Genomic DNA, 25,590 nt, shown 5'->3' on the forward strand with positions numbered 1-25,590 from the left:
TACTTCCCTCAGGGCCTCAATACAAAGCCGGAGCCCGCAATTGTATGCAAAAGCTGCGTTTCAAAAGGGCGTTGCACTTGGCGGCGAAGTTTATAAAGGTGCACTTTAAGACTGTCACTGGCAGGTACCTGATCTCCCCAAACAGCTCTCTCAAGCTCTTGTTTGCTCAAAACATTGGGCGTACTTCGAACCAACTGCTCAAGCAAGATCCATCCAGTCGGAGACAATTTCAACTGCCGCCCCGCACGTGTGGCCTGTCGCGCATTCAAATTGACTTCCAGATCCCCGATCGTAACTGCATTACAATGGCCTTTACTCCTGCGATGCAAAGCACGAATACGCACCGCCAGCTCGGGAAAGGCAAAGGGCTTGATCAGGTAGTCATCTGCACCTGCCTCAAATCCCGCAACACGATCACTCACCGCATCACGTGCAGTCAGCATAAGGATCGGACAGGTGATATTTTTTGCCCGCAACTGCTGACAAACCGAGAGCCCATCGACTTTCGGCAGCGTGAGATCCAGCAAAATAAGATCGTATTGATTTTTCAGCGCGCTATCGAGGCCTGCCTGACCATTAAAGGCGAAGTCACATTCGATATTCTCGAAAGATAGAAAATCACCAACTGTCGCTGCCAGATCCATATCGTCTTCAATGAGAAGTACAAGCAGTGCATTCATTTCCATCGGCATCACTCAGCCTTGCCTGACCACTATTACGGGACCTGGGAGAGGTTATGATCGTATCCGATCAAAATTAAGAGGCGGTTGAACCGTGAAAAAGGCTGAAACATTCGACTACACCTATGAAGGATACATCTCCGGAACATCCCACAGCAGATGTAACGAGCTGGTTATCACGTAAGTAGCCGAAAAATATATGAATTCAATCAAACGAGGTAAAAGCGACGACTCAAAAACCATGGGCCGTCACTTTGAATTCTAGGTGCAAGACTTGTTGCCGAAAGCAACCTCAGTTCCCCACCTTCGCCAACACATCCGCCTTCAGGAATCGCTCAATAAACAGCATGAAGCCGACGGATGGCACCAGAAGGATCAGGGAGGAGATGGACGCGATTTGGTAGTTGCCTTCCATGCTGGAGGTAAACAGCAACATCGGCAGCGTCACGACATCTGGCGCACCAACAAAGTAGGTTCCGGTGAACTCGTCCATGGAGATAAGGAACACAAAGATCGCGCTCGCCATAACGCCCGGCAAAGCCAGAGGCAATGTCACATCAGTAAACGTGCGCCAGCGCCCTGCCCCCATATTACGCGCCGCAGCTTCCAGTTCCGCATCCACTGCAGCAAAGGCAGCAGTCGCAATCCATACGGCAAACACCAGCCCCTGACTGGCGTGAACCAGCACAACACCTGCAATGGAACCAGTCAGATCCAATCCATAGAAAATGCGAGCAACATTCATATGCACAGCAACCGCCGGAAAGGCCTGCGGCAGGAGAAACAGCAGCATGATGAGATATCGGAAAGGCATTTTCCCACGCGCCAGAGCATATCCAGCTGGAATGGCAATCGCCAGACTGACCACCACAGTTAGCAGCGCAATCCAGATGCTGGAGAACAGGGCCTCAGTGGCATTACCCTCAGGGCGGAAAACACGTTCCCAGAACGAAAAGCCATACTCCAGAGGCAGCTTGTAAGGAAAGTACCAAACTTCCGCGACAGCCCACAAAAGCATGTTGGTGATTGGGCCAAAGATTGCAAAAGCCAGCAGGCTCATGGTGAGAACACGGGTAACTGTACGCACCCAAGTGGAAGAAAGAGCAGCTTGCACCATCTTATGCTCCCTTATCTTTCAGGCTCTGACGCAGATAGAACCACGCAACCACCCCGGTAAACAGATAGGACATGATGCCCAGCGCATTTGCGACACCATAATCACCATAGGAATTGATCCGCCACGCCATATCAACAGTCAGCATGGTCGGCGACTGCGCGTTGATCATAAGCGGTACAGAAAGAACAGAGAGCATCACCACATAAGACAGGATCAACCCAACCATCAGCGTTGTCGCAATCTGCGGCACCACAAGCTCAATCAGAATACGCAGGCGGGAAGCCCCAAAAATCCGGCCAGCGTCAATCGTGGTGCGGTCAATGGAAGCCATAGCACCCGCAACAAGCAGAGCCACAAACGGCGTCTGCTTCCAGACAAAAGTGATCACAATCCCGCGCCAGTCCAGATAACTCTGCGCCGCAAGTGGCTCGATAATGCCGGAGCTGGTGAGGATGTTGTTCATCATCCCGTTCTTTGCCAAAAACGTCCGCATCAACTGCGCGCTCACAATAAACGGAATGAACAACGGCCACCGATAAAGCCACTTGAGAACAGCGACGGCCGTCGGGTTTTCGCCAAGCGTCAGATAGCCCGCAATAGCAACAGCCAGCACGCCGATAACAACCGTAGACAGGCTGACAATCACAATCGTGAACAGAATATCTTTGGAATAGAACTCAATTGCCTTGGTAAAATTGGCGATATGCCAGCTGCCTTCGCCATTGTCTGTGAAGGCTGAAACCACAGAATAGCCAAAGGGATAAACAAACAAAAAGCCGATCATCAACAGTGCAGGCGCAACAAGCAATATTGCCCCCATCCGACCCGGCCCAACTGACATACTTTGTCCACTCATGGACACCACCTCTCACCAAAACCAAACTTGCCGGGAGAGACGCACGCCCCTCCCGGTTTCTTTCAGATATGCTTAGTTAGAAACCTGCCGCTCGTAGCCTTCTTTGATGTCGTCAAAGTAAGGACCAATCGGGAACGGTTTACCTTTCTGAGCAAGCTCAAGAGGTGTGACGTCAGTGAACAACTTGGTCCAGACTTCCTCATCCAAAGCTGCTTTCACGTGGTCTGCATCGATGCCTGGATACCAGTTGAAGCGGTTCACAATGCCTTCTGCCTGAACAGCAGGACTGGTTGCCAACTCGATGAACTTTTCAGCCAGATCTTTGTTCGCAGCCTTCGCTGGTGTTGCGTAGTAGTAAGGCTGACCAGGCATACCCGGTGCAATCAGTTTCAGCTTCAGGTTTGGTGGAATACGGCCATCGCCCTGCCAGGAATAGAACATGTCGACCCAAACCGGACCCATCACGATCTCACCACGGTTCAACATGTCCAGGGTACCAGCATTACCCGGAGTGAAAGTCACGTTCTCGTTGAACGCTTTCAGATCAGCATAAGCCTGCGCCCAGGTGTCTTTCTTCGCCGGATCATATGGTCCGCTCTGCAGGGTCTTAGTATCGCCTGCATAGGTGTACATCCAGCCAGTCACAAACGCGACGCCGGACATACCGTTTTTGATGCCGTTATAGCCGAACTGTTTTGGGTACTTCTCTACCCATGCACGCAGCTCGTCATAAGACTCGGGTGGATTTGGCACCAAAGCAGGGTTGTAAGCAATCGCCGTCTGGCTATGGAACATTGGCATCACATAGCCGCCAACATAAACGCCAAGCGCATTTTCAGCCGTCGCGCGCGTCACCATTTTGCCGGTTTCGATGTTGTCGCGGAAATCAGCCAAAAGGCCTTTTTCTTTCATCTCGCCGGTTTTCTTCTGCGCAGCAACAATAACGTCGATGTCCCACTGCTCTTTACCCGCAGCAGACTGTGCTTCCAGCTTTTCAAGAATTTTCTGAGAACCAGCATCTCCCGGGCCGGTCCCAGTGACGCGAACTTTCACGCCTGGGTATTTTTCTTCAAAAAGCGGGCCCAGATAATCGGTCACATATTCAACCATGTTCTGGGAGCCGCCGGTAATCACGTTCAGCTGAGTTTCAGCCGACGCAGGCAGAGCAACAGCAATCACAGCACCTGAGATTGCACCTGTAAGAACTGACTTAAGTGTCATCACTCAAAATCCCTGGGTTAAGATCGTTGAGAAAAAAGTTCTATTCACGTTTAAAAAGGTGTCAGGCCGCCTCGGAATAAAGGTGAAGCCCACCAGCTGGCACGCAGATCGTCACCACATCGCCAACTGCATATCGACAAGGATCGTCGATCATGTAGAGCTGCCCGGCGCTTTCTATTTCGTAGCGAAATACCCCCCCCGGATAGCTGAGTTGTGTCACCCTACCCGCCAGAGCCAAATGCCCCTCAGGTACGGCTTCATCGGCACGCAAATGTGCTGCACTGGAGCGGAAACGCCCCCGAACAGATCCGGCAGCTGATGCCTGCCAGTTCACACCTCCATCACCAATCTCGTTTGAAACGCTTAAGCTGGCAGCCTTGACGGCCTCCTGCCTTGCAATGCTCAAAGTTCCATTTGCACGCTCAACATTGAGGGCAATTTCGTTCTCAGCGCCCATAAAGGTCGCAACAAAATTGGACTTTGGCTGCTCATAAACTTCCAGCGGTGTGCCCACCTGCGCAACGTGCCCTCCATTGAGAATAACAATGCGATCGGCCATCACCATCGCTTCTTCCCTGTCGTGGGTCACATGCACTGCCGTCAAACCCATACGCTGTTGCAAAGAACGGATCTCATGCCGCATGGACAAGCGAATGCGTGCATCAAGATTGGAAAGCGGCTCATCTAGCAACAGGATCGGGGAATCGACAGCCAGTGCCCGGCCAAGCGCCACACGTTGACGCTGACCTCCAGAAAGGTTGGGCACTTTGCGGTCCCCAAAATCCGCAAGTCCCAGCAGCGTCAACAGCTCATCAACCTTCCGGTTGATCTGCTCCTTGGACATCCCACGCAGCTTCAGGCCATACCCCATGTTCTGACGAACCGTCATATGAGGCCAGAGTGCATAACTTTGAAACACCATCGCCATGTTGCGTTGCTCGGGCGGTAACTGTGCAACATCATTCCCGTTAACGCGGATCTGCCCCGACATGGGTTTGATGAAACCGGAGAGACTTTTCAGAAGAGTTGTCTTTCCGCAGCCAGATGAACCCAGCAGCGCAACAAACTCAGAAGAGTTGATTTCAAGATCAATGTCATGAAGAACACGGGTCTTGTCGTAACCAACACAAAGCTTTTCGATTTCGATTCCTACGCCAACCATTCCGGAAACTTGCCCCCCTTTAAGCAACCAAAGCATTATGCTATGAGTTTTGGCAATCGATTGCAATAGAGGTCTTCTAAGCGACTTCTTTGAAGTTAAAATGACAATCATCCAAGATAGTAAGAAGCGATGAAAAGACTGACAGGTAAAGATGTTGCACGTGCCGCAGGCGTTTCTGTCTCTGCTGTTTCCCGTGCGTTCACGGCGGAGAATCGCCTCAACAAAGCGACTCGCGATCACATTTTAAAAGTCGCTTCTGAGATGGGGTATCGCCCCAACGCACTTGCACGCTCCCTCATCAAACAAGAATCAGATCTGGTCGCTGTCGTCTTCGGAAACACCGATGGCATGTACGATAAAGATTTCTTCAATCGCCTGTCGACCGCCTTGCAAAAACGCGGAAAATGGGCCCTGCAAATACGCTCTGAGGAAGAAGAAAACATTGCCGAGACACTGGGCAAAGCACTAATGTATCCGGTTTCAGCGGCCATCGTGCGAGCCGGCACAGTTGATTTGCAAGTGATCGAAAACAGCAAGAAAATGCACGTGCCATTGATCTACACAGGGCTGGGACCAATGGTCAAAGGTGCAGACTGTGTGTGGTTAAACTACAAGCGCGGCGGTCTGCTTGGCACGCGGCACCTAATCAAACGCGGATGTAAAAAGATCGCTTACATCGGCGGTATTGAAGGCATCACAGCAGACACAGGTCGACGCGAAGGATATCTGGAAGCACTCGGCGAAGCTGGCCTTCAACCCCACGGAGTGTCACAAACCCGGTTCGATTTCGAAAGCGGCCTGCAGGCCGCATTGAGCCTCCTGCAAAGTGATAATCCGCCCGACGCCTTTTACTGTGTCTCGGATGCAGCAGCTCTGGGTGTTTTGAATGCAGCAAAATCCATACTGAACCTGCGTGTTCCGGAAGATGTTGCCGTCGTAGGATCAGACAACATGCCAATGGCTGCCTGGCCTTGCTTTGATCTGACTGCAGCAACCAATCCAATCGACGAGATTGTCCAAAACCTCATGAACACGCTGGAAGCCCGCCTTGCAGACCCGGATCAGCAGGAAATGTCCGTCGTGGTAGAACCCGAACTGGTCATCCGCGGCAGTGCGTAGCTGAGAGCAGCAAAGACGCCCACAACTGAGGCTGATGAATCTTCAGAAGCATCAGCCAGAGCCTAGCAAACCACGATGTCATGGACAGTCTTGAGCGCCCTCTTGGGACCTGATGACACAAGATAAAATCGCAGCTAGCCCCTCAGGCACCTCGACCTCCCGCATGTACTCATCACGGCCATACCGCAAAAACTCGCTCCGAAAATCAAAGTCAGCCCAAGGCTTGTTTGTCTCTCGCAGACTGAGAGCAACAGTTTCGGCCTTCAGAAAGTCACCGATTTCAAGTAGGCTATGAAAATAGGCCAGACGTGCAGGCCAATGCTTGGATGTCAAAGGAGCACTTTCGTGATGCTTGGCAAGAGCAGCCGCAGCCACTTCCATCCTCTCCCCCTGAAAATGCAACATGCCCAACCGGCCAAGTTGTTGAGGCGTCAACACTCCTTTACCGCCAAAGAAGGAAAGCTCTGAGAGCTCTTCCTCATAAAGCCCCTCAAACTGCAACGTGGAGAGCAGCTTGTCACGGTCCTCAGGCTCAGCGCTCAACCGTGCGACCGCCTTTAAGGTTTCCACATATCCTCGAAAGTCACCTGCCAATCGGTGGTAGAGCTCAATCTTGCGCAACACCCAAAGGTCATCGGGAGAGCGTTCAATATACGCCTCGTGCATGCGGTGCATTTCCTCAACAAACCCCAATTGCTCTGCAATCTCAGCCAGCTGAAGATACTCCTCCGGACTACTGTCGTCCTCCTCAAATGAGGCCAGTAAATGCTCCCGAGCCTCATGATACTTTTGCTCTTTGATCTGAACAGCAATCTTCTCTGTTTGCCCCGGAACAAGCGCATAACCGATCCCCAGAAACAGCAGATAAAGCGACAAATACTTGAGAAAGCGGATCATGGCCGCCTCCTCATCGTCGCCATGCGTGCCGTCGAAGCCCAGTTTTTACATGTCAATGAAATGTCCAATGGGTCCATCCCGGATACAGCCAAATCCAAACGCAAAGATCCATCCGGCAATGGCTGAACATTATCACTCAAGATAAGCTCATCCTCTCTCCTCACCTTCACCCGATGAAGGCTTGAAGACAGTCCACGAAACTGAAACTCTCCAGCTCCAAACCCAAAAGCACGAAAACCAATGCGGCAAGGCTTATGCACCCAGTCGTAAACCTGCCATCGGGCATCCGTGATGCTGGCAATATGCTCATCGCCTGTGCTGTGCGATGACTTCAATACAATCTCCGGAACACGAACCGCCGGATCCAGCGAAACATACAGCGAATTCTGGTGGTGCCTTGAGCCAATAACGCCTTTGCTCTTCGCTAAATCAATCTGCCACTGCTCTGCATCATCAAACCGAAACGACTGAAGGCGCCCTCGATTCAAAACAAGCCAGCTGTGATCACTCGCCTGGTAAAGCTTCACCCCAAAAAAGCTATTTGCAATAGCAGCATACTGCGAGGCAAAGATCGGCAAATAAGCCCCTCCACGCGCCCGATCCAAATGCTTCCGAACCGCTCTCAGCGATGCATCATGTTCCGCAGAATAGGTGTGGTAATACACATTGTAGGGCCTCAGCCGGATCGGGCTCTCAGTATTATCAACGGTCTGATGTAATTGCGAAAATCCGTAGAATGGCCCCGTCCAGTCATTCGTATATGTGTTCTCGTTGCTGGAGACAGCATAGATCTGCCGCTCTTCGCCAACCTGGCGGGATAAGGGGGCCACATAACTCAACGAAGGCCAGTCACGGTCAAACCGCGTATCGCCGCCATTCATGTTGTAAACCCCAAGCTTACGAGTATGCGCAAGCGCTTCCTCAAAGGGCTGCGTGTCACCAGACCACAAGAACAACTTCGCTTTTTTACCACTCGGCGCAAAGCTTTCGGCCTGAGAAAGAGAACCTCCGATCTCTCCCACCAGCGAGAACGGTTTACGCATGTAATAGCGCGGCATAGACACATTCTGCGCCAGATAAGTCTTGAAAGAGGCCTTGCCACTCTCACCAAAGAAACGCTTGGAGAGCCAGCTCACAGGCCCCTCAGCTGCTGGCTCTTTTGCAACATTCTTCTCACGAATAAGCGCAAGCTCTTTTGCACGGTCATAATCTCGATAGAAAGCCCAGTGGAATGGGTGGGAGTGGGTATGGCTGGCCACTTCCACCTGCGGGAGAGCAAACAACTCTTTGACCAGCCCAACGCTGCGATCATCCCCTCCCTCACTCCGATCAACATCCGCTGTCACCAGACCATAAGTGACAGGTAAATCAGGGTAGGGCTCAATCAGCTCTCGAAGCATCACTTCACCGGACAATGCCTTTTGTCCCCGATACTTGGAGGAATAGGAGACATTGTTCCAACCATCCCCATCAATGTGCGAGAAGTAAATTCGCCGCCCCATCAACGTCGACGTATCCGGAATAGGAAAGCGTTCCTGCTTAAGCGCCAGTTGAAGAAATCCAATTGGATCAATCAACCACTTCTGGCGGTTGAGCACATCGTCAGTCGCAATGGCAAAGCCGGGTTGAACATAGGATCCTCCAGCCCCGATAAAAGCCAACTGCGTTCGTTCCGTCGCAACACGCACAGGCGGCTGAACAGAGGCAATCGACTGCCCCTCTGGGGATATGCGCGTAACCAGTGAGTACCCCGGCAATACTTTGTAAAAGGGTCGTTCAAAGGCAGTTAGCTCTGAATCCAGACGAAGATCTGACGAGGCGCTTGTGAGCATCACGAATCCAGCCTCAAACCGAAGTCCCAGATGCTGCAAGAACAGATTCAAGACCGCCCCATCATCTTCCAGATCGCGAATTCCGGTCTCACCAAACACAAGAAACTGCAATCCTGAACTCGCCTGCTTATCGGCCCATGCAAAGTATTGATGCGGATCAGCCAATACCCCTTGGAACCAGCTCACAACAGCAGCTGTGTTTTCCGTAGGTTTCATCGCAGACAAACCCGCATTCACGTCAACATACCGGATCGAATAACCAAGGTGGTTCAACGGCATCTCAAGAAGGTTATGTATTGCCGTTGCAGATGGCTCAGCCTCACGAAGGCTATCGTACAACCCGATAATCTCTCGCTTCACCAAGGCGGCCTGCGAATTATTGATGAAACATACAAAGCAAAACAGCGCAAAACCGTAGAAAATAAGGGCGCGAACCTGCCTAGTAATTCCAGCTAAAAACAATTGCCACTCACCTTCAATACAGAAGGAGTACAAAGAACAATCGTTACGCACTTCACGCATCCTGAAGTCACCAATAAGTAATTTAAGACTGTATACTTATTGCAAACAAATCATTTTATATCCAACCCCGAACTTAATACCCTAACTTTCCATAGAGTTGAATATAAATAAAACAGCAAGTAAATATTCCCGGCCACAAATGAAGATTTAAAACACAATCTATACTGATGATTTTGACAATAGGACTATTTATTCGCGATGTATTCGGATCAGTATTTTTCAAGTAACACTGAACATCATAAAAAGAAGAAAGCGAAACGCACACCGGAAAAGCGTTACCACGCTTTGGAGGTCGTCCTGCTGTTCCTCCCCTTCCCCGCAGTGTCCACGATGTATCCTGAAATCTCACTCTGGAGCATTTCGCCAAGCCCGTTGTGGATCCCGATCATTATTGCCAGCTCTATCCTCGGAACCCGTTCCGGAATCCTCGCCGTTCTGGCAGCGCTGGCGATCACTCTTTGGCACATCCCGCCACAAACCATGGGCGGACAGGGTTTCTTTGAGTACTTCACAAACACAGGCTTGCAACCAACACTCTGGCTCCTGACAGCGATTGTACTCGGAGAATTCAGGACATCACTGCTGCGCAAAAACCAAAAACTCCAAAGCCAGTTGGCCCATGCCTTAGGACAACGAGACACAATCTCTGATTACTGCACCACACTCACGCTTGAAGCCGAGAACCTGCAAAGCCGTATAGCTTCGATGGAAACCACAAGCCCGGTCAGTGTGTGTAGGGCAATCGACAAGCTGAGTACGCTGGATCTTCAAAACAACAGCAATCAGCTGGAAACCCTTTTTGCCAACCTGATCGGCACGACCAGATATAGCCTCTTCAAGTGCTCAAATAAGCGCCTTGGTCTCCTCCATTCCAACACCACGGCATCATCTGAGCTGAAACCTTCGCGTGAGCAGCAAGAACAAGCATGGCTGATCAACCATCTGGATACGACCGAGCTAACCTCTCTGGCTGGTGATAAAAGAGTATTCAGGTCTCGCACGCCCAGAGGGAGTCTGGTGTTTCTATTTGGAACTCCAGGTTCAAACAGCCTGCGAACGGACGGTGAAGCACTGCAAGGAGCAATCATTTTCCATCAGTTGGAAGCGCACCTGCTCGAAGAAGACTCCACAGTGCTGTTAGAAGCCATCAGCAGTGCGCTCTCAAACACCCTCCTTAGCCACAACACAGCCCCAATGCCAGATAACCTCGTCGCCTTCTATTCGGTCAACGCTCCCCAAACGAGCAACAGGTTCGACAACTCGGTGATCTAGGATGGTTCAGGATACGTTGCGCGATGCGCCAACCACCAAGCAGCCTTTCAGCCTCTCAATACTCTTGCTGCCGGTTATCATCGTAACCGCAACACTTATCGAAGCTTGGTTCTTCTCGCAGATCATCCAAAACTCCGAGGTAATCGAGCTTGCTGCTGCATTTCATTGTCTGACAGTCGTGCTCTGCCTTCTGCTTATGAGAAACATCCACAGCACAGGCTTTGCGCTTTTTGATTATGGCATCTTGCTCTTCGCACTGTTTGGCCCATTGGGAGGATTGTTAGCTTCTGTCCTGATGCAATTGGATGGCAGAAAACAAACTGCCCGGCTTGCCAAATGGCACACAACACTTGCTCTTGAAGATACGCCAACCAGACAAGCCGATGTATTCAGCAAGATCATAAGCAACCGGTCATTGGACATGACAAATGGATCGCCGAAGCCATTCCAGAAAATCTTTGCCTCAGGAAACACTCAGGAGATCAAAAGAGCTCTGTCCATCATAACGCTCAAATACAAACCCGAGTTACTGGAGTTCCTTCAGGCCGCACTCAAAAACGACAAGCCTGAGATCCGCGTTCAGGCAGCCGCTGTTTACACCAAACTCAAACAACGCTTTCAAAACGATATCTCGGAGATCATCACTCTCCCCTCAGAAGCGTCAATAGAGCAACGACGTGAGGCAATCACACGATTACAGGCCGCAGCCCTCTCTCAACTCATAGACACATCCCAGCCAGAGCAAGTGACTTCCACGCTGCGTAAGTTCCTGAAAACAGATGCACGCCCCGAAGCCGAAAAAGCCCTGACCCTCTTGCGGGCAGACCGCCTCATTCAAAAAGAAGCTCTCAAAGAGGCACAGCTTTGCCTGAAGCAATTAACCCGCGTCAAAGATCTGGAAGCCTGCGCGATGAATCAGCGCATAAAGAACAGGCTTGAACGAAGAACGGTTCAGTCTGCGCACGAGCAGGCTTTAGTCAACTGAGAGGGTAAGTGGTATGCGTTCTTCGTCAACAACAGACGTCTGCATAATCGTTGAGGGCTGCTACCCTTATGTTGCCGGAGGCGTATCCTCTTGGATCAATTGGCTTATCTCAGGCCTACCAGACCTCACCTTCTCTGTCGTCGCAGTTCTCGCCAGCTCACAAAATGGAATACCCAAATACAAGTTACCACCAAATGTGAAGCACTATCAGGAGCTTGCTCTCTTCGACATCCATGATCCCGAGCCCGTACCAGATTACGGCACCTCCAGCACACAAGGCATCTCAAGAGAACTACGCGCCTTCCTAAAAAACGGCAGCAAAGCGCGCTTGTATGATCTTGATCGTCTCGTGAACTCCACCACCCGCCCATGGTCCATAAACCAGCTGACCCACTCTGATCTCACATGGAACGTCATCTGCCAGATGTACGAGGAGATTCTGCCGGAAACCTCATTCCATCACTTCTTCTGGGCTTGGTACACATTGTTCGGCGGCCTGTTCGCAGTCCTTAAAGCTCCCATCCCGCAAGCCAGGACCTACCACACCATTTCAACGGGATACGCAGGCCTGTTCGCAGCAAGAGCGGCCCTGAGCACACAAGCACCGGCAATCATCACCGAGCACGGCATCTACACCAACGAACGCCGCATAGAGATCCTGCTCGCAGACTGGATTGAAGACAGCATCAATAAAGGTTTCTCGCTGGATGATCCTCGCCTTGACCTGCGCGATCTCTGGATCTCGGCCTTCGAAGCATTTGCCAGATGCTGCTACAACAGCTGTTCGGATATCACCACGCTTTACAAAGACAACCAGCTGATGCAGCTGTCTCAGGGAGCGTGCCAAAGCAAGATGCAAGTCATTCCCAACGGCATCAACCTCGACAATTTCAAGTCCGCACAAGCGCAGCACAACAACCACAAGCCAACCGTGGCGCTCATTGGGCGCGTGGTCGCAATCAAGGACGTCAAAAGCTTCATTCACGCCGTTGGCTTGCTGAAAAATGAGCTCCCTGATGTGAATGCACTCATCCTGGGGCCAACAGACGAAGAACCCACCTACTACGAGGAATGTCATAAGCTCACAGTGCAGCTGGGTCTGGAGGAGACAATCACATTCACAGGTCCGGTCAACATCGCTGAGTACCTGCCCTCCATTGATCTCGTCGCACTCACCAGTTTGAGCGAAGCCCAACCCCTCGTTCTTCTCGAAGCTGGAGCCGCCGGAATTCCATGTGTCGCAACAGATGTTGGCTCATGCAGAGAGGTCTTGGAAGGACGCGCAGATGATCCCCATCCACTCGGGTCTGGCGGCATCATCACAGAGCTTGTATCTCCATCCGCAACAGCACAAGCCATGGCCAGACTGCTAAGGGATGATGAACTTCGCCAGCAATACGGAGCGCAGCTGCGACAACGCATAGAACGTGACTACAACGAGCAGCAAGCCCTCAAATCCTACAAGGATTTGTATGAGCGGAACTTCGAGAGACAGCGCCCAAAAGCAAAACACCTTTTTGCATAAAACCAAAGATAACATCATGGTATCGGAGACTTTGAATGGCAGGCATCGGCTTTGAGCTGCAACGTCTAACTCACAAAGGTGATTTGTCGTCTCATGTACGGGCTGTCTTCCATGCAAGCATGGTCATCGCAGGCCCTTGGCTCATGTTCATTCTGTGTGTCCTGTTCATCTCACTTCTCACCGAACAGAAACTGGGCTTACCGCTACTCACCGGCTTCAGAACAAAACTGATTTACATCCTCGGCCTATCGCTTCTCACAAGCGCACCCGTCTTGATCATCGCTATAAGGATGGCCTCAGACGCTATTTATTTCAGAAAATTCCATCTCATTCCGCAAATCTATCTGGGCGCGTTGTATGCCTGCGCTCTGCTGACAACAATTGTCAGTGCACCAATCCTGATAATGCTCCTGAATGTTCCGCTTCATGACGTGATAAGCATCATTGTTTCCTGCGTGATCGCCAGCCTGCTTTGGATTGCCCTCGGCTTCAGCTCAAGCCTGCAAAATTACAGAAGCGTCAGCCTATCCTTTGCAACAGGCTTACTTCTCACAGTTGCACTCATCATCTACAGCACAGCACATAGTCCCAGCGAGTTTCATTTGCTTGGCGCCTTCAGCCTGGGTTTCCTGTTGTGCTTTATCTGGCTTTCAACAGAAGTCCTCTTCACATTCCCCGCGTCGCACTACTCTTTCACAACAACGCTGACATATGTTGCAGGCGCCATGAAGCGCTATTGGCCCCTCGCATTGGCCGCAATATTCAACATCAGCGCACTATGGGTCGACAAAGTCATCATCTGGCAAAGTACAGAAGGCCAGCTTCTGCCTAGCGGCCTGCGGCATGCACCCGCCTATGACAGTTCAATATTCATAGCCCAGCTACTTCTTATCCCACCTTTGGCGCTGTTTTTGATTGAGGCCGAAACCAACTTCTTTCGAAACTTCAGATCCTACATCCAAACGATCACGGGACATGGCACCCTTGTTGAGATACGCGAGAAATCAGAAAACCTGAAGACAGAAGCGATCTATACATTGGGGCGCATCACACTGATCCAGCTAGCGCTCTGCGCACTGCTTGTGTTGTTCTCTCCAATGGTGGTCGAATCTTTGAATTTTGAATACCGACAAGCTGCGATAATCCGAATTGCGGCAATCAGTGTACTCTTTCAATTCTTGTTTTTCGCAGCCTCTACAACACTCATTTTCATCAACAAAAACATGGAAAACATGCTGTTGCAGCTCGCGTTTTTATTGCTCAACGCCAGTTGTACCTATGCAACCTTGTTTCTTCCTCGGGAATATCTTGGCTTCGGCTACTTCGTCGCCTGCCTGACAGCAAGTTTCCTAGCTGTGGCGACACTGCAAAATGCCTTTAAAAAGCTGGACCAGCACATCTTCTTTCAGGCGCGTCTCTCCCTGAGGCCCAACACCTGGTATGAGGCTCTTCGTTAGAAGGCGACCAGCGTATCTAAGGGCCTGCGGGTAAAGAGAGAAATCACGCCCAACTCATCCAGTTCCTTGCGCGCGCGCCTACGCTTGTCTCCATCCTCCAGGTACTCGATTACGAAGACTGACAAACCATCCCTTTGCGCTTCAGCCAGAAAGCCCCAACTCCAGTTAATCAGTTGAGGGCTATTACGGGCTCCATCTTGATAGGCGCCAAAAAGCAAATCTTCCTTACTGATCCCGTCAATCTCATCGCAGTATTCGGGAAACCGAAGCAGCTCTTCCCCGTTCTGGGCGACGATAATGAAGCCGGGCTCCTGTGCTTTCGCCAGTCTGGAAATTTTCCCGACAAACTTCACCATTCTGGCCTGCGCTTGATCACCCTCATCATACCGCTGGAAAACATCAACACCATCCAGATACACACCATCATAACCAGCAGAAATGATGTGCTTGAGATAGGCCATAATGAGGCCTTGCCATTCTGGTTGCCAGAATTTGACGGTGTAATTACCGGGCCAATTGGGATTTTCATCACCCAGCCATTTAGGAGGGGTCTCCTGCCAGGTATCTTTCCAGTAATCCCGATAATCCTCTGCTTCACCTATGCTGAGATAAGCAAGCACACGACGTCTGGAACCATCTGGTTTTTCCTTAGCCTTGGCAATTTCGTAACTGGAAAACCGACCCCGCGCAGTGCCGTCTTTGGAGTAATCAATCACCACAAGATCGAGATCTGACCTATGGATTTTCTTGATCTCGATATCCTGCAATTGGACGCCCCAGCGAGACACATCATTCAACGGCGCTTGCATCTCTTCCACCTTGTCGCTGGAGCAACTCAAAAGCAATAAAGCAGGAGACAAAGCAACAACAGCGAGGACAAACCTGAGGTAAAACATCGGCGCTCCATGCGACAGGCCCCACACCTTATGCGCAGACAAAACACAACGCTATGCCTATTCTTTCTTATGAAAATTTCTCAGGTCAGCTCACTAGTAAACAGCCCAGAACAGCTACAGCCACAACGTCGGATCAGATCCCGAAGAGTGGCTGCAGAAGCTTGGGAAAGAAGCCTTTGAAGTCCAGCGGTGCGTCAGTCACAGCAAGGCAGATGCAGTCTTCTTCTGTATCTGCGATTGGCTGATGATGTACATGCTCGTCTGCTTCCTGGACATCGCCAATCTTATAGCGTCCGGTTTCATCGCTAAAAGACCCCTGCAACACCAGCGTCATTTCTGATCCGTGGTGAGAATGCTCAGGCGTGACGAAACCCGGAGACAGTTTCAGCAAGCGAGCACTCTCGCCTTCGCTCGACTTGATCGGCAAGATGAACTGTCTGATCCCCGGACCAACCATCTTCCATTTGATACCGCTGTATCCATGCCCCAGCACATCCCACAGCGCCGATGGCACGACTTTCTCAGGCTTGGGTTCAGCCAGATAGGCACCCATCGAAAGTGTTGGCTCGTTCTCAACCCGAGCCATCAGAAGATCGAACATGTCGTCAGAAGGTTTTTGTTGCTCGCCCGTTTGAAGCATAGCACCTGCAAGAGCTTCCGCTTCAGCTACGCGGGCCTTACACCCTTGGCAAAGCTCCAGATGACAGGAGACAAGCAACGCATGCCCTGCCGGCAAAGAGCCAGTCGCATAAGCCCATACAATTTCATCGCTGAGGTGATGGTTGATCATAGGTCCACCCCTTCCAAAAGTTTCCGTAAACGCCCAAGTGCCAATCTCATCCGGGATTTAACAGTCCCGAGCGGCAGTTGCAGGTATTGGGCGATTTTTGAATGACTGGCATCTTCATAAAACGCCAGTTTGATGATGGTCGATTGCTCTGCTGGCAACAGGGGAAGAGCCTTCTTCACTCGTTCGCTGAGTTGTGATTGGTGATGGTCATCAAACTGCGTCTCTTCTCCAACCAGCGCATTGGCAAAAAACTGATCATCTTTGTAAAGATACCGCCGCTCTTTACGAAAACGATCAATCCGGAGGTTACGAGCAATCGTGTAAATCCAGGTCGAAGCTGAAGCCTTACGACTATCAAACATCTCAGCCTTTCGCCACACGATCACAAAGGTTTCCTGAACCAGTTCCTCTGACAGCTCAGAGGTGGCTCCTCCTTTGAGAAAGTAAGTCTTGAGCCGAGGTGCGAAGAACTCGAAGAGCTGACGAAATGTCTGACGAGACCGCTCTTGACCCAGAGACTGGAGCAAAGCGCTCAAATCTGCGGAGGTCAGGCTGTTCTCGCTCTCGCCATCATTATTTTGAAGCTGCATCGTAACCATCGCTCTGCAAACCGCCGGGTTGTGTCACATAGTCTTTTTACCAAACAGTTTGTCAATTGGATCACTTTTTCCTGCCTAAGGTGATCCATTTCCAATCAACGCTCCTAAAAAGAGAAACTTTGGATTGGATGTGAGCTATGAAAATTGCAGTTATTGGGAGTGGAATTTCCGGTCTTTCCGCAGCCTGGCTTCTCTCTAAAAGCCATGATGTAGATGTCTACGAGAAAGATGATCGTCTCGGCGGCCACGCCAACACGCAGCACGTAAAAGTCGCTGATAAAGACGTCGCTGTAGACACCGGTTTCATCGTCTATAACGAAAGAACCTATCCCAACCTGACTGCACTCTTCAATCATCTGGATATTCAGACAGACCCAACCGAAATGTCCTTCGCAGTTTCGCTCGATCAAGGCACCCGCGAGTATTCTGGCTCAGGTTTGAAAGGCCTGTTCGCCCAAAAATCCAACCTCTTCCGCCCCAGCTTCCTGCGCATGGTATCGGAAACGCTCCGCTTTTATAAGGATGCACCTCAGGACGCCGAGGATCCAAAACTCCAGTCAGCAACACTGGGCAGTTATCTTACTCAAAACAACTATTCAACCAACTTCATCAATGAGCATCTGCTTCCCATGGGCGCTGCCATTTGGTCTATGCCTCCACAACAATTGCTGCAGTTTCCATTCCGCACGTTCATCGGCTTTTGCAACAATCATGGCCTTTTGCAAGTACGCGACAGACCGCAATGGCGCACAGTTTCTGGCGGGTCTTGCAACTATGTTCAGAAACTCGCCTCAGAGATTTCCGGCAAAGTCATTTTGAATGCCGGCATTTCAGATATCCAGCGCAAACCCGGATCGATCACGGTTTACTCAAGAAGCGGTCACGCATCCTCCTACGATCATATCGTGTTTGCGTGTCACTCAGATCAAGCATTTGCCCTGCTCAATGCTGAAGGCAATGCCTCTCGGGCAGAGCGTCAGATCCTCGGATCAATCCGGTATCAGCGAAACATCGCCATCCTGCATCGCGACATTTCCCTCATGCCGAAACGCAAAACAACCTGGTCCGCATGGAACTTCATCGGCAATCAGATGGGAAACAACGCTCTGTGCGTGACGTACTGGATGAATGCCCTTCAAAGACTCAACACCTCTGAGGATGTATTTGTCACCCTCAACCCGAGCCATCAACCAGCTGAAGGCTCCGTGCTGCGCACCTTCCAATACGCCCACCCGGTTTTCGATCAAACTGCATTGTCCGCTCAAAGGCAACTTTGGCAAATTCAGGGGGAACGGCGCACTTGGTTCTGCGGCGCTTACCTGGGCTATGGCTTCCATGAGGATGGGTTGCAGTCTGGCTTGGCCGTGGCTGAGGCGCTCGGTAACGGCCAACGCCCATGGACATGCGATAATCCCAACGGACGCATTGGCCTGCCTGAAGACTGGCCCCACGGAAGTTATCAGGAGGCTGCGGAATGATCCTGACAGGACGACAGCAGGACTCCACCAATGCACCGCTCAGGATCTACCTGGGCGATGTGGTGCACTGCCGTCATGATCAGATCAAACACAAGCTCAGCTATAAAGCCGTTTCCTTTTCAATCGACATCGACCGATTGCAGGACGTGAACCAGATATCGCGCTTGCTGTCCGTCGACCGGTTCAACCTATTCAGCTTCCATCCATCAGACCACATGGAAGAAGGTCATTCATCCCTGCGCGGTTATGTAGAGGATGTGTTGAAACAAGCGCACATAACCGCCATTCCCGAACAGATACGCCTCCTCGCCTACCCTAGATTTTTAGGAAGGGCCTTCAATCCAATCAGTGTGTTCTACTGCTATTCGAAAAACAAATTGGAAGCCATTCTCTATCAGGTTCGAAACACCTTTGGCGACATGCACCATTATGCCGTTGAAATAACGCCATCTGAGCATCAAGGCATTCAACAGGCCTACCGACACTCCTGCCCAAAGAACTTCCATGTATCACCGTTCCTGGAAGTCTCCGGCCATTATCATTTTGTTGCACGCCCACCAACGGACCATGTTTCGCTCATCATTCGGCTGACACAGGGCAACGCTCCTGTATTGTCCGCCAGTTTTCAGGGAAAACAAAAGGCGGCGACAACAACGCGCCTCCTCAAGATCGGCCTTCGGTACTTCCAGAATTCGGCAAAAATCCTGGGGCTCATTCATTTCGAAGCTCTCAAACTCTGGATCAAAGGCGCCCGCTTTCATAAGCGACCATCACCGCCAGCATCCATCGTAACGAGTATGCACAAGCAAACTCCAGCACTCGAAAAGACCAAAATAAACTCAGGGAGACACCCATGACACTCAGAGATCACTCCTCCCTCAGTCCGTTGACCGGCACAAAAATGACAGAGCTTAACCTCTCTTCAAAACTCTGGAAGACATTGCTGGACCGTATGCTCCGCCGTCTCTCCGAAGGTCATTTATGGGTCATTCTTCCCAATGATCAAATGCTTTCCTATGGCAACCCCTCTGGGAAAGGCCCGGTCGTAACCGTCAAGATTTTAAGCACTCGCCTTTTATGGCGTCTTCTTTCCGGTAACTCTCTCGCATTGGCCGAAGGGTATCTGGAAGAAGACTGGCAATGCAGCGACCTGAGGTCTCTGTTCGATTTGCTGGTGGCCAACAAACACATCATGCAATCTGTCACCAAGCGCGGCATCCTCTCACGCGCTTTCGCCCGCCTGCGCCATTTGGCAAATGCAAACACATTAAACGGTAGCAAGCGTAACATCGCGTTCCACTACGATCTTGGAAATGACTTTTACAGCCACTGGCTCGATGAGACGATGACCTACTCATCTGCTTACAAACTAAAACAGCACGAAACACTCGAAGACGCCCAGCGTAGAAAGTACGATCGTGTCTTGCAGATGACCGATACACAACCAGACCAACAAATTCTGGAGATTGGCTGCGGTTGGGGTGGCTTTGCTGAACATGCCTGCACTGCCGGACGTGATGTGCACGGCATCACACTCTCGCAAGAGCAGCTCAGATTTGCCCAATCCCGCCTTCAATCCCAAGAAACTGACGGAAGTGCATCCTTCGAACTGCGCGACTATCGCGAAACGCAAGGCCAGTACGACGCCATTGTCTCAATCGAGATGATCGAAGCGGTGGGTGAAGAGAACTGGGCCGGTTATTTTGAAAAGCTCAAGTCTCGCCTGAAACCGGGCGGCACTGCTGTCATTCAGGCAATTCTCATCTCTGACGAAAAGTTCCATAGTTACCGCAAGAACGTTGATTTCATTCAGCGCTACATCTTCCCGGGAGGTTTGCTCCCCTCAGCTAAGGAACTTGCAAGGCAGATTGAGCAACAAAAACTGCAACTCGTGACACGTGAGTTCTTTGGTGCAGACTACGAGCAGACACTCGTACGCTGGAGAAAGTCGTTCTTCCAGAGCTGGCCAGAAATTGCCAAGCTGGGCTACGACAGCCGCTTCAAACGGATGTGGCATTACTATCTGGCATATTGTGAGGCTGGCTTTGCTGAGGGAACCATCAATGTTGGCCTGTTTCAGATCAGAAAACCAATTTGACGAAGTTAAAGTTGGGCCAGACAGGCCCAACCAATCCTTTAGATCGCAGCACGCGAAGCAATCCATCTGATCATCGCACCAACAACCGGCAGCTTGCGATAGAAATGGCGTGAAGCATCCCAATAATCATAGTGCGCACAAACTTTGGCATCCTTGTCAAAATGCACCTCTGTCACACCCCGCACGCCCCAGTTGCCAAGCAGTTTTTGCTTGCAGGTAAAATCCCAACGCATGAAACACAGATCACCAGACCAGGCCAGATCAAGAATCTTGAACCGTGGCTCCTGAACATCCTCATACATCTTGTGAAAGACCTTTTCGAAATTGGCACGCCCTTTCACATCATTAAACGGATCAATGAAGTGCACGTCATCACTGATGAGTTCATGAACGTCTTCAATACGTTCCGGCGTAACTTCTTCAAAGAAAAGCGCATACTGCCTTGCAGCAGTCTCCAGATCAGCTCTCTCAGTCATCGTTTACTCATCCTTCTCGTAACCGGAAAGTAGAGAGCGTATGGCAACAAGCGCAGGATCTTCATGATAGCGGCAAGACGGAACGGGAAGTAAATCTCAAACTTGCGCTTCTCAAGCCCCCTATAGATATCCTTGGCAGCCTGCTCTGGTCCCAGAAGAAACGGCATCTCAAAGGTGTTCTTGTCAGTCATGGGTGTCTTTACGAAGCCCGGATTCACAAGTGACAGGTCAATCCCAGCCTTGTCAAAGTCAGGTTTCAGACTCTCACACAGGTTGATCAGCGCCGCTTTGGTTGGCCCATAACAAGCAGCGTTGGGAAGACCGCAATACCCGCTTAATGAACTGACGATCGCGATGTGCCCTGCACCTTGCTGTTTCAGCAACGGAAAGAGCCCCGCAATCACACGCACAGCACCAAAGTAATTCGTATCCATGGAAGCCACAGAATGCTCTTCACTCAACACATCTATGCCGCCGGGAAAGTACACGCCTGAGCAATACACCGTAAGGTCAGGCAGTTTGTCAGTCTGCTGAAAACGCTCCAAGGCCTCAGCGACTTGCACTGCATCGGTCACATCAAGCGGCATCACGTCAACATTGCTGGCATCCTGAGCAACAGCCTGAAGCTTCTGCTCATTTCGCGCACTGACAACAACCAGCCATCCAGAACGCGCATACAACTGGGCAAGGCTTGCTCCGATGCCGGAACTCGCTCCAATAATCCAAACAAGCTTCTCATGTTCTGCCATAACGCCCTCTCTGTTTGCTCTTACGCAGCGAGGTAACTTTCAGATCACGCTTGCGTCTCATCCAACAGCCCAAGAAAACGGCGGCTATCACTTCTGATCTCGCTCTTCTTGCTGTCACTCATCTTGTCCCAGCTGCGGTAGATCATCGAGACTCTGGGATTGCCTCGGAGCTTCTCTTCATTCTGATCCAGAAAATTCCAATAAAGGTAGTTGAAGGGACAGGCTTTCTCACCCGTCTTCGTTGCGTGAGAATAAGTGCAATGCTCGCAGTAGTTCGACATTCTGTTGATGTAAGCACCACTGGCTGCATATGGCTTTGAAGCGAACAGCCCACCATCCGCAAACAAGATCATTCCATTCACATTGGGCAACTCCACCCACTCATAAGCATCCGCGTAAACTGCGAGATACCACTCACTCACTTGTTTGGGAGCAAGCCCGGCAAGCAACGAGAAATTCCCGATTACCATCAGCCGCTGAATGTGATGCGCGTAGGCATTCGTTTTTGTCTCAACAATACACTGGTGCAGACAATTCATCTGCGTCTCTCCAGTCCAGTAAAACTCAGGCAAGTTTCGAGAGGCCTCAAAATAATTTAGTCCTGCGTAGTCAGGCATGGAAAGCCAATAGATCCCACGAATAAACTCTCGCCACCCCACAATCTGGCGGATGAAACCCTCAACAGAGTTCAACGGTGCAGTCCCGTCAAAATACGCCCGCTCCGCCGCACGAACACATTCGAGAGGAAGCAATAATCCGCAATTGAGGTAGAAGCTGATGTGACTATGAAACATCCAGGGTTCGCCCTGAACCATAGCATCCTGATAATCACCAAACTTGCCGAGACGCTCAGCAACAAACTGATCCAGCGCCTTAAGCGCATCCTCACGCGTCACAGCAAGAGAAAACGGCTGCAAGTCACCAAAGTGCTCGGGAAACTGCTCCGCAACAAGCGCCAGAACTTCCTCTGTGATTTCGTCTGGCTCTACAGAAAAAGGAGCCGGAACATCCAACTCCTTTGGTGCCTTCTTGCGGTTGTCATGATCATAATTCCACTGTCCGCCCAGAGGTTTGTCACCCTCCATCAAGATGACATGATCACGTCGCATCTCTCGATAAAAGTACTCCAGCCGTAAGCTCTTTCGCCCGGACGCCCACTTTTGAAAACCTTCAGCAGAGCAGAGAAAGCGGTCATCGTCACGCAGCTCTACCGGCACACCCAACCGCTCCTGCCAGCTCTCCATCTCATCCAGCAGGCGATATTCACCGGGCTTTGTCACAATGACTTCAGAAACAGTGTCGTTCTTGATTAATCGAAGGACTTCCCCAAACAAGCGACCAGTATTTTCAGCGCAATCATAATTTACATAAACAACCCGATGCCCCCGAGACCTCAACTCCTCGGCAAAGTGACGCATTGCCGAAAACAGAAACGCAATCTTCTTCTTGTGATGACGAACATAAGTCGCTTCCTCACGCACCTCGGCCATCACAATGACATCTTCACCCGGCTTGGCATCGCGCAGGCTGGAAAGAGACGAACTCAGCTGATCCCCAAGCACCAGGCGCAAACGCATCTGCAGTTCTCCCCTCAAGGCAGCCCATCAAACTCCCCAAAAGGTAGAGCGCAAGCAACAACGAAGCTATACCCAACAATTAAGCCAAGCCTCCACCTGAGGCCCCTTGTCTCCACTCACAAGCTCAGTCAAGCATTCAGGATAAGATCACTCATTTCACTCAGCACGAAGCATTGGTGCCATAGCTCGACCATGTCCATACTGCAGCAAATGCGTCGCTCAATGTGACTAGACAGTAAGACGCGCGAGTGGATGAAAGAGAGCGTGTTTTTCACATTTCAACGCAGCTTTTACAAAAGCGCTCACCGCTTCTGACCGATGAACGCAAACTGTCGCAAACACATATCTCATCGACATCGCAAAGTTGGTAGGAGAAGCTCAAACCATCACAGCAATGACGCTCAAGTCCGCTCTTTGTTGCTCTCAAAACGACCATTTTTTACGTTAATCCAGACGAGTGATTTGCTGTCTAACACCTCAAAATCAGCGCAATTCAGCAGTTTTCCACGTTTTGTACAAAAAAATCGACGCTTATGATGGTAAAAGTTCATCAAGCGTATAAGTGCCGTTTTTTTAGGCAGAACACCTTAGGAAGACGAGTTAAACCCGAAAATTGCAACTGCAAAGCGCGATAGCAATACTCAACGAGAGCATTCCTGAAGGTTGCCCAAAAATAACTCATAAATCGTTGTATTTATTGATTTTTATATGATCCCAGAGTTTCTCGTAAAGTCCAAATAGCGATCTTATAGGTTAAGGTTACGTGATAAAATACGCTCTCTCAATCAGATGAAATTGCCTGACTAACTCGCTAAACAAGCAACAAACGAATTTTGGTTAGTTTTCGCAATGTATGAATTACTAATATTTTAAATATTATACTTTGATTTAAGTAACAATTTGAGAGATCCAAAACTGATGATTATTTTTGCTTGTATAGGTGCGCTCCATTTCCACTTATAACTGAATTGTTTACTACAAGCCTCAGCTTAGTTTCATATTACCTATTGGGAACCCCCACTCCAACTCTTAAGTAATCATATCTATAAGCTTTAAGAGTCCAACAGTTAATATTCATGGTTAACAATAAAGCTAAAATTTTAGTCACAATGACGCTGGGTAACTACTTCACACATGCAGTGCAATAACTTTTTTGCTCGACATACATATTGGTATTAATATATTATTTACCATGTTTGATTGCACATAATACAGTCGAAAGCAAAAAATAGACTGATCTGGGGTGTGCCAAAACCACTGTAACGCATAGGCAAATTTTGTAGGGGCTGAGATGTCTGATCTAACGGGGCATAGATCCAACTTTCCTTCCTTAATTGGAACAACAAAGCCATCCTTAAAGTCTGGCACACATCCAGTTGTGGATGTCGCCGCTGTTTCAATTGCACAGCAATTTGCGTCTGTTCAGTTGAATTGGGTTGATCTGGAATTCGACGAAACAACAAAAGCTCTCTGGCTTTATATGAAAAGCGAAGGGCGTCCTTGCTTTACACCTGAGTTGCTGAGCGAACTCGCACAGTCACAGGCCGTGATGAAGCGTCTTTTTGAGACTTATCAGCCAGCAGATCCGTGCCCGATCAACTTCAAGGTCGTTGCCTCTCGTATTCCAGGCGTTTACAATCTTGGCGGTGATCTTAACCTGTTCATCCAGCTTATCCGCGAAAAAGACCGTGAGAAGCTTCACAAGTATGCCGTTGATTGCATTGACGTTGTTTACCGCAACGCAATCTCTTCAAACCTGCCAATCGTCACGATCGGCATGATTCAGGGAGATGCATTAGGTGGTGGATTTGAAACTGCACTCTCTTGCGATGTGATCATCGCAGAACGTCAAGCCAAATTCGGCCTGCCGGAGGTTCTGTTCAATCTGTTCCCAGGCATGGGTGCTTACAGCTTCCTGTCACGCATGGTCGATGGCCGTGTTGCAGAAAAAATGCTTATGAGTGGACGCCTCTACTCAGCTGAAGAACTTCATGAAATGGAAATTGTTCATGAAGTTGTTGAAGAAGGTGAAGCACCGTTTGCGGTTCAGCAGTACATCACCAAGAACGCACGCAAGCACACCGCTCACTCTGCCATTTATCGCGCAGGCCGCACGGTTCAGCCAGTCGCTTATGAAGAACTGATTGACGTCGTCGAGATTTGGGTCGACGCCGCTCTGTCTTTGTCCGACCAGGACTTGAAAAAGATGGAGCGCCTGACAAAAGCTCAGGATCGTCTCGGTGCTCCATCTGTACGTAAACAAGCTTTCTAGAGTTGTACTG

At 50.3% G+C, this 25,590-nt stretch carries 22 protein-coding genes; 9 read left to right on the forward strand and 13 right to left on the reverse strand.

Going from position 1 to position 25,590, the window contains the following annotated elements:
* Positions 1-8: 8 nt before the first annotated feature.
* The 5 genes from PsAD46_RS24795 to PsAD46_RS24815 all read right to left on the reverse strand — a co-directional run bounded on the left by PsAD46_RS24795 (position 9) and on the right by PsAD46_RS24815 (position 5,036).
* Positions 9-686: a response regulator transcription factor gene (locus PsAD46_RS24795; protein WP_063294109.1), complete on the reverse strand. Its 678-nt coding sequence runs from the start codon at positions 684-686 to the stop codon at positions 9-11.
* A gap of 286 nt (positions 687-972) precedes the next feature.
* Positions 973-1,797 carry an ABC transporter permease subunit gene (locus PsAD46_RS24800; protein ID WP_063290075.1) on the reverse strand — a complete coding sequence of 275 codons (825 nt, stop codon included), beginning with the start codon at positions 1,795-1,797 and terminating at the stop codon, positions 973-975.
* A 1-nt stretch (position 1,798) separates the two neighbouring features.
* Entirely contained in the window at positions 1,799-2,617 is an 819-nt protein-coding gene (locus PsAD46_RS24805) for a sugar ABC transporter permease (RefSeq protein WP_063290166.1), read from the reverse strand.
* 108 nt (positions 2,618-2,725) lie between these two features.
* Positions 2,726-3,874, reverse strand: coding sequence for an extracellular solute-binding protein (locus PsAD46_RS24810; RefSeq protein WP_063308083.1), 1,149 nt, complete (start codon positions 3,872-3,874; stop codon positions 2,726-2,728).
* 61 nt (positions 3,875-3,935) lie between these two features.
* Positions 3,936-5,036 carry an ABC transporter ATP-binding protein gene (locus tag PsAD46_RS24815; protein ID WP_057463649.1) on the reverse strand — a complete coding sequence of 367 codons (1,101 nt, stop codon included), beginning with the start codon at positions 5,034-5,036 and terminating at the stop codon, positions 3,936-3,938.
* A 129-nt stretch (positions 5,037-5,165) separates the two neighbouring features.
* On the opposite strand from PsAD46_RS24815, the gene PsAD46_RS24820 reads away from it, so the two are divergent.
* Positions 5,166-6,155 (forward strand): LacI family DNA-binding transcriptional regulator, encoded by a 990-nt coding sequence (locus PsAD46_RS24820; RefSeq protein ID WP_063294024.1) that lies wholly within the window; start codon positions 5,166-5,168, stop codon positions 6,153-6,155.
* 78 nt (positions 6,156-6,233) lie between these two features.
* Here the strand turns inward: PsAD46_RS24820 and PsAD46_RS24825 are convergent, their stop codons facing one another.
* Positions 6,234-7,052 (reverse strand): hypothetical protein, encoded by an 819-nt coding sequence (locus PsAD46_RS24825; RefSeq protein WP_063308084.1) that lies wholly within the window; start codon positions 7,050-7,052, stop codon positions 6,234-6,236.
* The gene (locus PsAD46_RS24830) at positions 7,049-9,244 is read right to left on the reverse strand and encodes a hypothetical protein (protein WP_208982019.1); all 2,196 of its coding nucleotides are present in this window, start codon (positions 9,242-9,244) and stop codon (positions 7,049-7,051) included. Before PsAD46_RS24830 ends, PsAD46_RS24825 begins: the two co-directional genes overlap by 4 nt.
* Positions 9,245-9,604: 360 nt before the next feature.
* Between PsAD46_RS24830 and PsAD46_RS24835 the strand changes: the two genes are divergently transcribed.
* The 4 genes from PsAD46_RS24835 to pelG are packed head-to-tail and all read left to right on the forward strand — an operon-like array spanning position 9,605 to position 14,645.
* Positions 9,605-10,678: a hypothetical protein gene (locus tag PsAD46_RS24835; protein ID WP_063308085.1), complete on the forward strand. Its 1,074-nt coding sequence runs from the start codon at positions 9,605-9,607 to the stop codon at positions 10,676-10,678.
* A gap of 1 nt (position 10,679) precedes the next feature.
* Complete coding sequence (locus PsAD46_RS24840; RefSeq protein ID WP_063294027.1) at positions 10,680-11,663, forward strand: hypothetical protein; 984 nt, start codon at positions 10,680-10,682, stop codon at positions 11,661-11,663.
* A 13-nt stretch (positions 11,664-11,676) separates the two neighbouring features.
* Entirely contained in the window at positions 11,677-13,188 is a 1,512-nt protein-coding gene (gene pelF, locus PsAD46_RS24845; protein ID WP_063294028.1) for a GT4 family glycosyltransferase PelF, read from the forward strand.
* Positions 13,189-13,223: 35 nt separating this feature from the next.
* Positions 13,224-14,645 (forward strand): exopolysaccharide Pel transporter PelG, encoded by a 1,422-nt coding sequence (gene pelG, locus PsAD46_RS24850; protein ID WP_063308086.1) that lies wholly within the window; start codon positions 13,224-13,226, stop codon positions 14,643-14,645.
* On the opposite strand, the gene PsAD46_RS24855 is transcribed toward pelG, so the two are convergent.
* The 3 genes from PsAD46_RS24855 to PsAD46_RS24865 form a co-directional block, all read right to left on the reverse strand.
* The gene (locus tag PsAD46_RS24855; RefSeq protein WP_063308087.1) at positions 14,642-15,541 is read right to left on the reverse strand and encodes an MJ1477/TM1410 family putative glycoside hydrolase; all 900 of its coding nucleotides are present in this window, start codon (positions 15,539-15,541) and stop codon (positions 14,642-14,644) included. The genes pelG and PsAD46_RS24855 overlap by 4 nt on opposite strands.
* A 133-nt stretch (positions 15,542-15,674) precedes the next feature.
* Positions 15,675-16,331 carry a ChrR family anti-sigma-E factor gene (locus PsAD46_RS24860; RefSeq protein WP_063308088.1) on the reverse strand — a complete coding sequence of 219 codons (657 nt, stop codon included), beginning with the start codon at positions 16,329-16,331 and terminating at the stop codon, positions 15,675-15,677.
* Complete coding sequence (locus PsAD46_RS24865) at positions 16,328-16,921, reverse strand: sigma-70 family RNA polymerase sigma factor (protein WP_063308089.1); 594 nt, start codon at positions 16,919-16,921, stop codon at positions 16,328-16,330. Before PsAD46_RS24865 ends, PsAD46_RS24860 begins: the two co-directional genes overlap by 4 nt.
* Before the next feature lie 146 nt (positions 16,922-17,067).
* On the opposite strand from PsAD46_RS24865, the gene PsAD46_RS24870 reads away from it, so the two are divergent.
* From PsAD46_RS24870 to PsAD46_RS24880, 3 genes are read left to right on the forward strand one after another with little or no spacing between them, the layout of a single operon-like run.
* Positions 17,068-18,408 carry an FAD-dependent oxidoreductase gene (locus tag PsAD46_RS24870; RefSeq protein ID WP_063308090.1) on the forward strand — a complete coding sequence of 447 codons (1,341 nt, stop codon included), beginning with the start codon at positions 17,068-17,070 and terminating at the stop codon, positions 18,406-18,408.
* Positions 18,405-19,265, forward strand: coding sequence for a DUF1365 domain-containing protein (locus PsAD46_RS24875; protein WP_063308091.1), 861 nt, complete (start codon positions 18,405-18,407; stop codon positions 19,263-19,265). The genes PsAD46_RS24870 and PsAD46_RS24875 overlap by 4 nt, the downstream gene beginning before the upstream one ends.
* Positions 19,262-20,506 carry a cyclopropane-fatty-acyl-phospholipid synthase family protein gene (locus PsAD46_RS24880; RefSeq protein WP_063308092.1) on the forward strand — a complete coding sequence of 415 codons (1,245 nt, stop codon included), beginning with the start codon at positions 19,262-19,264 and terminating at the stop codon, positions 20,504-20,506. Before PsAD46_RS24875 ends, PsAD46_RS24880 begins: the two co-directional genes overlap by 4 nt.
* A 38-nt stretch (positions 20,507-20,544) precedes the next feature.
* Here PsAD46_RS24880 and PsAD46_RS24885 read toward each other — a convergent pair whose 3' ends face one another.
* Genes PsAD46_RS24885 through PsAD46_RS24895 form a run of 3 tightly spaced genes read right to left on the reverse strand, consistent with a single transcriptional unit; the run spans position 20,545 to position 23,308 of the window.
* Entirely contained in the window at positions 20,545-20,982 is a 438-nt protein-coding gene (locus tag PsAD46_RS24885) for a nuclear transport factor 2 family protein (RefSeq protein WP_063308093.1), read from the reverse strand.
* The gene (locus PsAD46_RS24890; protein ID WP_063308094.1) at positions 20,979-21,731 is read right to left on the reverse strand and encodes an SDR family NAD(P)-dependent oxidoreductase; all 753 of its coding nucleotides are present in this window, start codon (positions 21,729-21,731) and stop codon (positions 20,979-20,981) included. The genes PsAD46_RS24885 and PsAD46_RS24890 overlap by 4 nt, the downstream gene beginning before the upstream one ends.
* Before the next feature lie 44 nt (positions 21,732-21,775).
* On the reverse strand, positions 21,776-23,308 hold the full coding sequence (locus tag PsAD46_RS24895) for a cryptochrome/photolyase family protein (protein ID WP_063308095.1): 1,533 nt from the start codon (positions 23,306-23,308) through the stop codon (positions 21,776-21,778).
* 1,291 nt (positions 23,309-24,599) lie between these two features.
* Between PsAD46_RS24895 and PsAD46_RS24900 the strand changes: the two genes are divergently transcribed.
* Entirely contained in the window at positions 24,600-25,580 is a 981-nt protein-coding gene (locus PsAD46_RS24900; protein ID WP_063308096.1) for a crotonase/enoyl-CoA hydratase family protein, read from the forward strand.
* Positions 25,581-25,590: the final 10 nt, after the last annotated feature.

It is taken from the genome of Pseudovibrio sp. Ad46, from assembly GCF_001623065.1.
GTDB lineage: Bacteria > Pseudomonadota > Alphaproteobacteria > Rhizobiales > Stappiaceae > Pseudovibrio.

Coding starts and splice junctions, on each gene's coding strand:
- PsAD46_RS24795 (WP_063294109.1), bottom strand. CDS start 686: ATGGAAATGAATGCACTGCTTGTACTTCTCATTGAAGACGATATGGAT.
- PsAD46_RS24800 (WP_063290075.1), bottom strand. CDS start 1,797: ATGGTGCAAGCTGCTCTTTCTTCCACTTGGGTGCGTACAGTTACCCGT.
- PsAD46_RS24805 (WP_063290166.1), bottom strand. CDS start 2,617: ATGGGGGCAATATTGCTTGTTGCGCCTGCACTGTTGATGATCGGCTTT.
- PsAD46_RS24810 (WP_063308083.1), bottom strand. CDS start 3,874: ATGACACTTAAGTCAGTTCTTACAGGTGCAATCTCAGGTGCTGTGATT.
- PsAD46_RS24815 (WP_057463649.1), bottom strand. CDS start 5,036: ATGGTTGGCGTAGGAATCGAAATCGAAAAGCTTTGTGTTGGTTACGAC.
- PsAD46_RS24820 (WP_063294024.1), top strand. CDS start 5,166: ATGAAAAGACTGACAGGTAAAGATGTTGCACGTGCCGCAGGCGTTTCT.
- PsAD46_RS24825 (WP_063308084.1), bottom strand. CDS start 7,052: ATGATCCGCTTTCTCAAGTATTTGTCGCTTTATCTGCTGTTTCTGGGG.
- PsAD46_RS24835 (WP_063308085.1), top strand. CDS start 9,605: ATGTATTCGGATCAGTATTTTTCAAGTAACACTGAACATCATAAAAAG.
- PsAD46_RS24840 (WP_063294027.1), top strand. CDS start 10,680: ATGGTTCAGGATACGTTGCGCGATGCGCCAACCACCAAGCAGCCTTTC.
- pelF (WP_063294028.1), top strand. CDS start 11,677: ATGCGTTCTTCGTCAACAACAGACGTCTGCATAATCGTTGAGGGCTGC.
- pelG (WP_063308086.1), top strand. CDS start 13,224: ATGGCAGGCATCGGCTTTGAGCTGCAACGTCTAACTCACAAAGGTGAT.
- PsAD46_RS24855 (WP_063308087.1), bottom strand. CDS start 15,541: ATGTTTTACCTCAGGTTTGTCCTCGCTGTTGTTGCTTTGTCTCCTGCT.
- PsAD46_RS24860 (WP_063308088.1), bottom strand. CDS start 16,331: ATGATCAACCATCACCTCAGCGATGAAATTGTATGGGCTTATGCGACT.
- PsAD46_RS24865 (WP_063308089.1), bottom strand. CDS start 16,921: ATGCAGCTTCAAAATAATGATGGCGAGAGCGAGAACAGCCTGACCTCC.
- PsAD46_RS24870 (WP_063308090.1), top strand. CDS start 17,068: ATGAAAATTGCAGTTATTGGGAGTGGAATTTCCGGTCTTTCCGCAGCC.
- PsAD46_RS24875 (WP_063308091.1), top strand. CDS start 18,405: ATGATCCTGACAGGACGACAGCAGGACTCCACCAATGCACCGCTCAGG.
- PsAD46_RS24880 (WP_063308092.1), top strand. CDS start 19,262: ATGACACTCAGAGATCACTCCTCCCTCAGTCCGTTGACCGGCACAAAA.
- PsAD46_RS24885 (WP_063308093.1), bottom strand. CDS start 20,982: ATGACTGAGAGAGCTGATCTGGAGACTGCTGCAAGGCAGTATGCGCTT.
- PsAD46_RS24890 (WP_063308094.1), bottom strand. CDS start 21,731: ATGGCAGAACATGAGAAGCTTGTTTGGATTATTGGAGCGAGTTCCGGC.
- PsAD46_RS24895 (WP_063308095.1), bottom strand. CDS start 23,308: ATGCGTTTGCGCCTGGTGCTTGGGGATCAGCTGAGTTCGTCTCTTTCC.
- PsAD46_RS24900 (WP_063308096.1), top strand. CDS start 24,600: ATGTCTGATCTAACGGGGCATAGATCCAACTTTCCTTCCTTAATTGGA.